The following is an 11669-nucleotide window of genomic DNA, read 5'->3' on the forward strand; positions in this document are numbered from 1 at the left end:
CATCAGATTTCCAACCTTTTGACCCTGGTATCATTACATTGCGTGTGAACAGTAACGAAAAGTGAACTTGCGCAATCAACGGACCCCGCCCTCCTTGTCCGAAGAGCTGATTTATGGTACGATAGAGCGGGGGTAAAATCAATGAAACGGATACGGTTTAATTTTCGCTTTTCGGGAATGTTTGGCCAGACGCTTATGGTTCTTCTGGCGCTTACCATAATAATTGGCACTTTTTTCGGCTGTTTTTTAAGAAATCTCTATGAAGAACAGTATCTGGAGAAACAGTCGGATGTCTGCTTTGCGAATATAAAAGAACGGAGCCTGGAGGCCGACAAGGCGGCGGCTTCCCTGACGGCAAAGATGGAGAGCCTTTTACAGGCGCAGGACTGCAGCCGTCTGATGGTTTCGGGAAAGGACCTGCTCCAGCAGCAGGCGATGAATGTGGTGCAGGAGCTGTCGAGTCTTGTGGATCGGGATGAAGATGTGATGGAAGCCTACCTTTATCTGCCCTATTCGGAAAAGGTGCTGGGGTCGGACAAAAGTGTGGTGAACAGTGATAATTTCGCCCGGCAGGAGCTTTTACGCGGAGCCGGTAATGGATACGGGGATGAAGCGGAGCCGGAGCCTTCAGGGCTGCAGGACATGCAGGAAGTTGAAAGCGGGCTTTTCTGCCTGGATGGGGAAGGATGGATGATTATGGACTATCCGGATTCCAAGACACTGGCCAGAGTGATTCTGAAGCTGAATCTGCCGGAACTTTATAGAAAAATGGGCCTGGCGGCGGAACAGACGACCGGAAGCGGCATGATTTATGTCTATGACAGCAGAGGAGTCCCGGTATTTTCCGACATGCTCGCATATCCGGGAGCAGATAAGCTGCTGGTTTCGGAGCAGGAAAGAAAAGAAGACGGCAAGGAGATTTACCGATCGGGCGGCGGATATATTCTGGTTTACCAGTCGGGCAGAACAGGATGGTATTTTATACAGCGGATGGAAGGGATTCATCTGGATGTGGAGACGCCCAGACTTGTTAAGGCTCTGGCTACATACGGCCTGCTGGCGCTGGTTCTGCTGGCGCTGGCGGCGGTTTACCTGATTTGGCGGATTTACCGGCCTTTCCGCGCGCTTCTCGACTCTCTGATTTCCCAGAAGAATCCCGGATATGCTCTGGCGGACAGGGCGTCTTTTGCCACCGAACAGGAGCTGCTGCGCGGCATCATGGCAGGGGACAGGGAGCAGAACCAGAGACTGCGGGATATCCTGCAGTCGGTGGGAGCCTCATTGAGCGAACACTTGTTTAAGGGCCTTCTGACCGGCAGCAGCTGGGAGGAAGGGGCGGTCAGGGAGACGCTGGAGCAGATTGAAAGTCCGTTTCCATTTGACGGACAGTACCGGGTACTGGCGCTTTATTACCGCAGCCGGGAGCATGGGAACGACAGTCCGGTGGATGCGGAGCTATACGGTCTTCAGATGATACGGTACAGTGAGGAATACTGGGGGGCATCGGCGCTTTTGCAGTCTGTGGATATGGACGGGTCTGAGAAAGGAATCGTACTCTGCATGAACCAGGCCATGACGGAGGCGGCATGGTACCGGGAACTGGAGAGGTTTGAAAAATCACTCCGGCGCCGTCTGGCGGAGCGAAACTTCGATGTGTATGCAGGGGGAAGTGACTTTGCCGGAAACTTGTTCGACTTAAATGTACTCTGGCTTCAGGCGCGGTCGGACCTGCAGCAGAGGATGGAAGAGTTTGATAAGCTCAGGGCGGAGAACCCGGGAATCCAGCTGGTAAGCCGCTTTTTGAAAGGAGGTACCGGTAATGGGGAACAGGAGGGAAATAAAGAAACACATGCCCGGGTGGAGGAGGCAAAAGAACTGATTAGGGCAGGCTATGGCGACAGCAGCCTGTCGCTTGAAAGCGTCAGCGGGAAGCTGGGGCTTACGGCCCCCTATCTTTCCAGGATTTTTGCCGAACACCAGCCGCCGGGATTTCTCGACTACCTGAACCGGTACCGTCTTGAGCAGGCAAAGCTTCTGCTGATAGAGACCGGTGAGACGGTGGGGGATATCGGACTGAGAGTGGGATTTAACTCCCCCCAGAGTTTCATCCGTGTATTTAAGCGGTATGAGGGGGAGACTCCGGGGCAGTTCCGTACCCGGATGAAGGGAGAGGAGCAGCGTGAAGATGAACGATGATAAGCAGGCTGTGCATATTTTACGCCGTCCGCTTAAAAAAGCGGCGGCTGTTTTGGCGGCGGCTGTTTTACTGCTGTCCTCCGGCTGCAATAAGGCACAGCCGGAGACGGAGCTTTTCAGCCTCCTATTGGAGAAACAGGAGCAGGAACAGAGGCAGGAGCAGGAGGAACGGCAGGGAGAGAACGTGATTCTCCTGACCCATTCGGCCACCGCATTCAGTACCACCCAGAAAATAGCGGGGCGTTTTAAAATGGCGCTGGAAGAGAAGTCAGGAGGCCGGTTCCGGGTGGAGATATTTCCGGATGATACACTGGGGCACGTCAACGACAGCGACAGGCCTCTTCTTAACCAAACGGTGGAAATGCGCATTGGGCCGGCGGCCACGGATACGATGGGAGCGATGTTATGGGCGTCAACTCTGTCGGATGCCTCCCTGGAAGAGATTGACAAACTTTTGAAGGATGGGGAAGCCCGCCGTATGCTGGAGGAGGAATGTGAGGCCAAGGGGATAAAGATTCTGGCGGTGTTTCCGGCTCATTACCGTGTGCTTACGGGCAACGAGCGGATTGATGAGGCAGAGGATTTTTCCAAACTGGAGATGCGCATTTTTACTTCCAATACGACAGAAGGGGCCTATTGGCAGAGTCTCGGAGCGCAGACCAGAGTTTATGATATTCATCAGGTGTTTTCCGCACTGCAGCAGGGACTCGTTAATTCACAGGAAAATACGCTCCCGCTCATTGTATCCAACTCGATCCACCGCCTGCAAAAATACCTGATCCTGACCAACCACAAGATTTATTTTGAATGTATGCTGGTGGGTATGGACTTCTATGATTCTCTGAGTGGAGAGGAACAGAAGCTTTTAACCGAGACGGCGCAGGAGATGGTGGATTATGCAAGGGAGATGGATGAGAGGGAGCTTGAAGCATGTACCGAAGTCCTCTCGGAATCCGGTGTTGAGACGGTTGAACTGCCGGATGAAGTGCTTCGCCGCATGAGGGAAACCGGGGGACCGGTTGTGGAGGCCGCCCTGAGAGCGGAGGCCGGGGATGAGAAGATAGACCGCCTGCTTACAGCCCTGCGCGGGGAATAGCGTCATTGCGCAGGGCTTTTGCCTGATGGCGGTGACCTGTTGCGCGGAGCAGGTTATCGTTTAATCCGGCGTCACCGCGCCGTACTGTACGGTGACAGTCCCTGATATGTCTGATAAGGTGCCGCCTTTATTTTGAATATAGAACTGGTAGCTGCCTTTATACATATCATAAATTCCCATGGCAGAATTAAAATGGTTATCAAAACGTGTTTGCAGCGTGCTGTTGTCTTCGGTTATATTCACCTGACAGCGGAAAAACCAGTCGCTGTCCAGTACGGGTCTGCGCAAACCGGCAGATATCGTTCCCTGGCTGTCACCACAGGTAATATCATATTCAAAGCTTACCGCGTTACGAATGTCCGGGATTTCACCGATACAGACAGCTTCATTTTCACCAATCGTATGGAGTGAGACGGGGATGACAAGCTTTCCGGAGGAATCCGGGGCATACATTTCAGGCTCTGGCGCCGGTTCTTTTGCCGGCTTTGCTGTTTCGCTGCCGCCGGCTTCGATGGACACATATCCGCCGCTTCCTAAATCAATATTGATCACTCCGGCTTTCGTTCCGTCGGAATATACGAAACGATTCCCGCGTTTGGTAAAGCCATCCGCAATGTCACCGAATGTGGACCCGTTTGATATAGTCACATCGCAATTTTTATATCCGTCATCAGAATACAGTTCAAGGTAGCAGTCAGGCGCCGTCATGTTCAGAGTTCCCTGAAAGCCGGACGGAACCGTATAGAAGATTGAGGCATAATCGCTGATTTTTGCATTGATGGTTTCACCATACCGGAATACACTGTTAAAATACAGGGTGGCTTCATCTACGTGTATGCCGATTTCCCCAAAGGCGGTGTCGGGGATATGCAGAACCGCGGAGGTGTATTTTGAATAGCTGCCAATATAGCTGATAGCTACCTTCCAGTCGCCGTTTTCATTTTCCACGGAAACATCATACAGGGTATCTGCATAGTCAACCGTCACGTCTTTCGCTGACGTGGGGACCAGCTTCACAGCGGCATTGCTATTAATGGAAATCTCGAGATTAGGACGTTCCTTTCGAATGATATGAGCTGCCTTTGCCGTTTTTGTCTGCAAATTTTTAGGCGCCCGGCCGTTTAAAAGCTCCGGTCCATCCGGGCAAAGCTGCATAACGGCGCTGCCGGAGGCCTGGAACAGACTTCCTGTCAGGCTTGGCTCCGGGGTAAAGGGAAGCAGCATCCGGGCCACGACGATAAGCCAGATATAATATTGCCATTGCCTGCTTAACCGGTTCCGATAAAGCGGTCTGCTCAGCAGCAGGATCAGAATCAGCACCATCCCTGAAAAAGACAGGGAGAGTAACAGCTTTAACAGTTCAATCATCTTTTAGGCAGCTCCCTTCCCAACGCTTTTTGAGGTTCTCGTAATCGTCGGGTGAAATCATTTCCTTCTGAATCAGTGTGGAAATCAAATCCTTAGCGCTGCCCTCATAGATTTTATCCAGAAATGTTTCTGTCTGGGCGGCGCGGTAGTCGGCTTCAGAGACAAGGGCGGTATATCTGTTGCGCCGTCCAATCTTGTTAGTCTTTAGAAAGCCCTTTTCAATTAGCCGGGACAGCAGGGAAATGATCGTATTTTTTGTTGCGGGCGTGCCCTTCTTTTCCAACGCCTCGGCAATTTCCGCGTAAAGGGCGGTTCCGCCGTTTCCCCAGATGGTTTTCATCAGTTCCAATTCAAAATCAGAAACCTGCTGTATCATTCTTATCCTCCTTTTGAGTACATGTTGCACTCTAACTATAAGATAACACCTTGCACTCTAACTGTCAACTGTTTTAGGCTCCGGAAGCGGCGGCAGAGCAGATTTCGCGTAGCAAGTCCTGCTGCCGGACTGCGGATATCGTGATATACTGGGAATAGCAGCGGACGTTTTAACAAAAGAGGGAATGCATGGGGATATTACAGGTCTGCCGGAACAGAAGCGGAGGGAAAAATGGAAAGGGAACGGATATTAAACACAAAGGGGGGACATCAGAAGGGGAAGGTTCCGGCAAGGAATCTGCTGTCGGATGAAATCAGCAGGGATTTAAAAAGGCGGGGATTTAAATATATGGGCTCGATTACCATATATTCTCATTTACAGGCATGCGGAATTATCAACGATCACAGGGAAAACTGTTTTCGTTACCATGATATTTTGGAAAATTATCCGGTCGTGAGAAAACGGGAGAAAGTCTGAGAGCCAGGCAGTGCAGCCGCGCTCCGTGGAGAGCGCGCTGCGGCGGAAGGGACTGATGCCGCAGCAGGTTATCGTTATTCTGCAAGCTCTTCCCAGGTCTCATACAGTGTTTCAAGCCTGGATGCGATGGAATCCTTTTCCTGATTCAGTTCCATCAGTTTTGAGACATCGGAAAAGATCTCTTCCAGGCAGAGCAGACCGTCGATCTCCTGATCCCTGGTCTCAAGGGCATGTATCTCCTCCTCCGTTTTCTTCAGGGCATTCTGTTTTTTCCGAATCCGCGCCTGTTCCTCTTTCTGCTGTTTCCAGTCCATCGAAGAAGAGCCGGCCCCGGAAGAAGCAGAAGATGCACCCGCCCCGGCGGCAGAGGCGGCAAAGTCTGCCGCCGGAGTAAAGAGCTGTTCCATCGTCTCTTTTTTCTCCAGATAGTAGTCGTAATTACCAATATAATTAATCAGGTTTCCCAGCTTCAGGTCGAGTATTCTTGTGGCCGTCTTGTTGATAAAATAACGATCGTGGGAGACATAAAGTACGGTTCCCGTATAGTTGACAAGGGCATTTTCCAGTATTTCCTTGGACGTAATGTCCAGGTGATTGGTCGGCTCATCCAGGATCAGAAAGTTGGCCTCGGAAAGCATCAGCTTTGCAAGAGATACGCGGCCGCGTTCGCCGCCGCTTAAATCCCGGATCAGTTTGAAGACATCATCTCCGGTAAACAAAAAGGCGGCAAGCACATTTCGAATCTGGGTATTATTCATGTTCGGATAAGTGTCCTGAATCTCCTGGAATAATGTCTTATCCATATGAAGCACCTGGTGTTCCTGATCGTAGTATCCGATATGGACCCTGGCGCCCAGCGTGATTTCCCCGGCATCCTGTTCTACCAGTCCGTTGATGATTTTTAAAATAGTCGTTTTTCCTGTGCCGTTGTTTCCGATAATGGCAATGCGTTCCCCGCGCTTAATGTCAAAATCCACATTCTGAAAGAGTACGGGGCCGTCAAAGCGCTTCGTCAGGCCGCGTACGGATAGGACATCATTGCCGCTTAGGATATTCGGTTCCAGCGTGATATTCATCGCATCGTTTAACTCCACCGGTTTATCGAGAACCTCTATTTTGGAGAGCAGCTTTTCACGGCTCTCCGCCCTTCGGATGGATTTTTCACGGTTAAAGGAACGCAGCTTCGTAATAACTTCTTCCTGGTGCCGGATCTCCTGCTGCTGGTTTAAATAGGCCTTCATGACACCGGCGCGCAGCATCGCTTTTTTCTCACTGTAGGCGGAATAATTGCCCTGAAAAGTAGTGGCTTTTCCGTTGTCCAGTTCAATAATCTTCGTCACAACCCGATCCAGAAAATACCGGTCGTGGGCCACGATTACGACGGTTCCGGCATAATTAGTCAGATAACCTTCCAGCCATGCGATCGACTCCATATCAAGATGGTTGGTCGGCTCGTCGAGAAGGATGATATCCGGTTTGGAGAGAAGAAGCTTTCCCAGGGACACCCTGGTTTTCTGGCCTCCTGATAATTCTTTTACCGGCTTTTTAAATTCATCCTCCGTAAAACCGAGACCCTTTAGAACGCCGGTGATTTCACTCTGCCATGCATACCCGTTCATCAGTTCAAATTCGTGATTCAGCCTGCTGTAAGTCTGGTAAAGGGCCTCCAGGGCTTCGCCGCTTCGATGCTTCATCTGGATTTCCAGTTCGCGGATCTGCTGCTCCATCATGAGAATCGGTTTTTTTACTTCCATCAGTTCATCATAAATCGTGTTATCGCTGCTGATATCCTGGTGCTGGGCCAGATAGCCCAGCGTTTTACCGCGGGATATGACGACATCCCCCTCATCGGCTCCCATCTGGCCGGCGATAATTTTAAAAAGCGTGGTCTTGCCGGCGCCGTTGATTCCGACGATAGCCGCTTTTTCACGTTCCTCTATATGAAATGATACATGCTCCAGTATGGAGTCGGTACCAAATGCTTTTGATATATTATTACAAGACAGTATCATGATATCCTCCCGTTTCATCGGTAATAGACCGGCAACTGTTAAGTGAAACAGAGGCAGCCGTTAATGTTTAATTATAGTATAAAAAGCCAGGATTTTCAAGGCTTCAGAAAAAACCTTTGACAATAATTTGTCATATGCTATAATAAATAAAAGTAATTTATTTTTCAGAGAGAAGGTGACGAAGAGCCGTGGAGCAGAAAGAGATTTCAAAAGCAGTAATTTCCAGGCTGCCAAGATATTACCGGTATTTGGGGGAGTTGCTGGAGGAGGGTGTCGAGCGGATTTCTTCTAATGATTTGAGCATCAGGATGAAAGTGACAGCTTCTCAGATTCGGCAGGATCTTAATAATTTCGGAGGGTTCGGGCAGCAGGGCTACGGATATAATGTAAAATATTTATATAGTGAGATAGCGAGGATTCTTGGGATAGACAGGCAGCATAACCTGATTATCATCGGTGCGGGAAACCTGGGACAGGCCATTGCAAATTACACAAACTTTGAACGCCGGGGCTTTATAATCAAGGGAATGTTCGATGTGAATCCGCGCCTGGTGGGCCTGGTGGTCCGCGGGGTGGAGATTAGAGGAATCGAGGACCTGGAACAGTTCATTAAGGATAACGAGGTGCAGATTGCAGCTCTTACGATTCCGAAGTCTAAGGCGCCTGAGATCGCAGATCGTCTTGTCAAAGCCGGAATCAAAGCCATCTGGAACTTTGCTCATACGGATTTGCAGGTTCCCGACGATGTCGTAGTGGAAAATGTCCATTTATCCGAGAGTCTGATGCGCCTTTCCTACCGTGTCTGCAACATGCAGGACCAGAAAGAGCGGGAGAGGGAAGAAGCCCTTGGAAAAGCAGGAGACGCCAGAGAGAGAACATGATAGTAGGTGTTGGAACGGATTTAATCGAGATAGAACGCATTAGAAAAGCCTGTGTTAAAGAGGCTTTTTTAACGCGTGTATATACGGAGGAGGAATGCCGGCAGGCCGGGGGTAATGCAGCCCGGCTGGCCGGCAATTTTGCCGTAAAGGAAGCAGTCGCCAAAGTGTTCGGAACGGGCTTTCGCACTTTCGGCCCCAGAGAGATCGAGGTATTGAGGGATGAGCTGGGAAAGCCCTATGTCATGTTATACGGAAAAGCGGAGGAGACGGCCAAACGTCTGGGAATCAAAAAACTGTTTGTATCAATCAGCAATACGGCCGTGTACGCATCGGCCTATGCAGTAGGAGAGGGGGACGTGGGATGAGACGCCTGGTAACCGGAAAACAGATGAAAGAAATTGACGCGTATGCTATCCAGACTATAGGGATTTTGTCCATGGTTCTGATGGAGCGGGCCGCCCTGGCTGTGGCGGACGAGCTGATGCAGGAGTATCAAAGGCGCGGGAGAAAGCCGGTTTTGGACGCCCGTGTCCTCGTATTTTGCGGGACAGGCAACAATGGCGCGGACGGCGCGGCGATTGCCCGTATATTACATTTAAGGGGGATTTCCGTTTCTATTATTACAGTGGGAGACAGAAGCCGCTGGACGGGCGAAATGGAACGTCAGATATCAATCGACGAGAAGCTGGGGATTGCAATTGAGGATTTCGGCGGATATCTGCCGGGGCGTTTTGATGTGGCGGTGGATGCCATGTTTGGAGTGGGACTTTCCAGGGAGCTGGAGGGCGAGTTCAGGGAAGCGGTAGTGTTCCTTTCGGGACTTAAGCCTGAATTCACCGTGGCGGTCGATATTCCGTCCGGTATCTGTTCGGAGACCGGACGTATCCTTGGGGCTGCGGTGGAGGCGGATCTGACAGTGACCTTCGGCTATGAAAAAGTGGGAACCGCCATATACCCCGGAAAGGGATACTGCGGCAGGGTCGAGGTAAAGGATATCGGATTTCCCGGTTACGATGGTTACAGCGGAACGCGTTTTTTTACATATGATACGTCTGATTTATCCAGGATTCCGCAGAGAAAGCAGGATTCCCACAAAGGAACTTATGGAAAAGTACTGATTGCGGCCGGTTCCGGAGGAATGTGCGGCGCAGCATATCTGAGCGCCCTGGCCGCATACAGGACAGGCGCGGGTCTGGTGAAAATATTGACGGTGGAAACAAATGTGCAGATACTCCAGACACTGCTTCCCGAGGCAATTATAGCATCCTATCCGGAAGGGATGGAGGCGGAGGAACCGGAAGCGTTCCGGGAGCTTGTGGAGCGGGAGTGTGCCTGGGCCAGTGTTATTGTACTGGGACCGGGACTGGGGCGGGGCCGCCATGTGGTGAAATTGACAGAATATGTACTTTTGTCGGCTTATGTTCCCATAATTTTAGATGCAGACGGATTAAATACTGTGGCGGAATATCCTCACCTGTCGGAATTTTTCACGGAGAATGTGATTGTGACCCCTCATCTCGGTGAGATGGCGAGGCTGACGGGGCAGGAGGTGGAGACTTTAAAAGAGGATTTGCCGGGGGCGGCTGTCGCTTATTGTGAAGATAAAGGCGTAACCTGCGTCCTGAAAGATGCTGTTTCCGTTGTTGCGGGCAAGGACGGCTCTGTCTTTATTAACAGCAGCGGATGCGGAGCCATGGCGAAAGCAGGTTCCGGGGATGTTCTGACCGGCCTGATTGCGGGCCTGATCGCCCTGGGACTCCAGGAAGATGAGGCGGCGTCCCTGGGCGTGTGGCTTCACGGCCTGGCAGGAGACAGAGCGGCAAAGAGAAAAGGAGATCATTCTATTCTGGCCAGGGAGATTGCAGATTCAATTATGCAGGAGGACGACAATGGAAGAACCATACAGCAGGGTTTATGCGGAAATCAACCTTGATAATATCATAAAAAATATGGAGACGATGGCAGCGGGACTGCCGTCCGGGACCGGAATAATAGGCGTTGTAAAAACCGACGGCTACGGACACGGCGCCGTGCCGGTGGCAAAAGCCATCGATCCTTTTGTCTGCGGATATGCGGTGGCTGCTGTGGAAGAGGGAATCATACTCAGAAAGCACAAAATCACGAAACCGGTTCTTATTCTGGGCAGTACACACGAGCGCTATTTTAAGGAGCTTTTGGATTATGATATCAGGCCGGCTCTCTATGAATATTCCAAGGCGGAGAAGCTTTCAAAGACTGCCGTAAAGGAGGGGAAGACGGCAAAGATACATATTGCCCTGGATACGGGGATGAGCCGGATTGGCTTTCAGCCGGGGGAGGCCAGCGTACGGGAGGTGGAGCGGATACACACGCTGCCGGGAATCAGGATAGAAGGTCTATTTACCCACTTTTCAAAAGCCGATGAGTCCGATAAGGATTTTACCGAGCTTCAGTACAGACGTTATATGGAATTTAATGATGCGTTAAAGCAACGGGGGATTGAGATTCCGGTCCGCCATTGCGCCAACAGCGCGGCGATTATGGATCTGCCGCAGATGGGGCTGGATGCGGTCAGAGCCGGAATTTCCATGTATGGAATCTACCCTTCCGACGAGGTGAACAGGGAGATGCCGCTTTATCCGGCTATGGAAATCAGGAGCTTTGTGACCTGTGTCAAGGATATTGAGCCGGGAACAAGCGTAAGCTACGGAGGGACCTTCACCGCAAAACGGAGGATGCGAATTGCCACCATTAGTGCCGGATATGGGGATGGATACCCAAGGAGCCTTTCCGGTAAAGGCTATGTCCTGATCAGAGGCAGGAGGGCGCCGATTCTGGGCCGCGTCTGTATGGATCAGTTCATGGTGGATGTGACGGATATCCCCGGTGCGGCGGAGGAGGATCGGGCCACACTGGCCGGGCGGGACAGGGACGAGATGCTGTCAATGGAAAGGCTGGCTGACCTCTGCGGCGGTTTCCGCTATGAGATACCCTGTGTGCTGGGAAAACGTGTTCCCAGGGTATATATAAGACATGGAGTTGAGGTGGGCAGGAAAGATTATTGGGACGATAAATATGAAGATTTTATTTAATTAGCAGGTGAGGACGCCGCCGGTACGGCCGCTGAATATCTCACGCGTTAAGTGCGGGGGCGGACCTTGTCGCGGCCACTCAGCGCTTCTGTGTGCGGGAAATACGATATGCCCTCCATGCGCCTTTTTATATAATTGCAGAAACTTTGATATCAGCATGCCGGAAACACGTAGTGGCCGCGACAGGGCCCT

9 protein-coding genes and 1 pseudogene are annotated in these 11669 nt (G+C 51.2%); 7 read left to right on the forward strand and 3 right to left on the reverse strand.

Going from position 1 to position 11669, the window contains the following annotated elements:
* Positions 1 to 141: 141 nt before the first annotated feature.
* Both CLOSYM_RS13485 and CLOSYM_RS13490 read left to right on the forward strand, forming a co-directional pair.
* Complete coding sequence (locus tag CLOSYM_RS13485) at positions 142 to 2196, forward strand: helix-turn-helix transcriptional regulator (protein WP_021642528.1); 2055 nt, start codon at positions 142 to 144, stop codon at positions 2194 to 2196.
* The gene (locus CLOSYM_RS13490; RefSeq protein WP_003510457.1) at positions 2186 to 3292 is read left to right on the forward strand and encodes a TRAP transporter substrate-binding protein; all 1107 of its coding nucleotides are present in this window, start codon (positions 2186 to 2188) and stop codon (positions 3290 to 3292) included. The genes CLOSYM_RS13485 and CLOSYM_RS13490 overlap by 11 nt, the downstream gene beginning before the upstream one ends.
* A 60-nt stretch (positions 3293 to 3352) precedes the next feature.
* On the opposite strand, the gene CLOSYM_RS13495 is transcribed toward CLOSYM_RS13490, so the two are convergent.
* Together CLOSYM_RS13495 and CLOSYM_RS13500 are read right to left on the reverse strand one after the other, a co-directional pair.
* A complete protein-coding gene (locus tag CLOSYM_RS13495; RefSeq protein ID WP_003510458.1) occupies positions 3353 to 4660 on the reverse strand; it encodes a M56 family metallopeptidase in 1308 nt (435 codons plus the stop codon).
* A complete protein-coding gene (locus CLOSYM_RS13500) occupies positions 4653 to 5036 on the reverse strand; it encodes a BlaI/MecI/CopY family transcriptional regulator (protein WP_003510459.1) in 384 nt (127 codons plus the stop codon). Before CLOSYM_RS13500 ends, CLOSYM_RS13495 begins: the two co-directional genes overlap by 8 nt.
* 264 nt (positions 5037 to 5300) lie before the next feature.
* Here CLOSYM_RS13500 and CLOSYM_RS13505 point away from each other — a divergent pair.
* Positions 5301 to 5513, forward strand: a pseudogene (locus CLOSYM_RS13505) (DNA-3-methyladenine glycosylase I); the annotation flags it as partial.
* A 74-nt stretch (positions 5514 to 5587) separates the two neighbouring features.
* Here the strand turns inward: CLOSYM_RS13505 and CLOSYM_RS13510 are convergent.
* On the reverse strand, positions 5588 to 7525 hold the full coding sequence (locus tag CLOSYM_RS13510; RefSeq protein WP_009296410.1) for an ABC-F family ATP-binding cassette domain-containing protein: 1938 nt from the start codon (positions 7523 to 7525) through the stop codon (positions 5588 to 5590).
* A 188-nt stretch (positions 7526 to 7713) separates the two neighbouring features.
* On the opposite strand from CLOSYM_RS13510, the gene CLOSYM_RS13515 reads away from it, so the two are divergent.
* Genes CLOSYM_RS13515 through alr form a run of 4 tightly spaced genes read left to right on the forward strand, consistent with a single transcriptional unit; the run spans position 7714 to position 11477 of the window.
* Positions 7714 to 8406 (forward strand): redox-sensing transcriptional repressor Rex, encoded by a 693-nt coding sequence (locus tag CLOSYM_RS13515; protein ID WP_003504406.1) that lies wholly within the window; start codon positions 7714 to 7716, stop codon positions 8404 to 8406.
* A complete protein-coding gene (acpS, locus tag CLOSYM_RS13520; RefSeq protein ID WP_003504409.1) occupies positions 8403 to 8771 on the forward strand; it encodes a holo-ACP synthase in 369 nt (122 codons plus the stop codon). Before CLOSYM_RS13515 ends, acpS begins: the two co-directional genes overlap by 4 nt.
* On the forward strand, positions 8768 to 10339 hold the full coding sequence (locus CLOSYM_RS13525; protein WP_009296409.1) for a bifunctional ADP-dependent NAD(P)H-hydrate dehydratase/NAD(P)H-hydrate epimerase: 1572 nt from the start codon (positions 8768 to 8770) through the stop codon (positions 10337 to 10339). Before acpS ends, CLOSYM_RS13525 begins: the two co-directional genes overlap by 4 nt.
* A complete protein-coding gene (gene alr / locus CLOSYM_RS13530) occupies positions 10296 to 11477 on the forward strand; it encodes an alanine racemase (protein ID WP_003504413.1) in 1182 nt (393 codons plus the stop codon). The genes CLOSYM_RS13525 and alr overlap by 44 nt, the downstream gene beginning before the upstream one ends.
* Positions 11478 to 11669 lie beyond the last annotated feature (192 nt).

Origin of the sequence: [Clostridium] symbiosum ATCC 14940, assembly GCF_000466485.1 — a bacterium.
GTDB lineage: Bacteria > Bacillota > Clostridia > Lachnospirales > Lachnospiraceae > Otoolea > Otoolea symbiosa.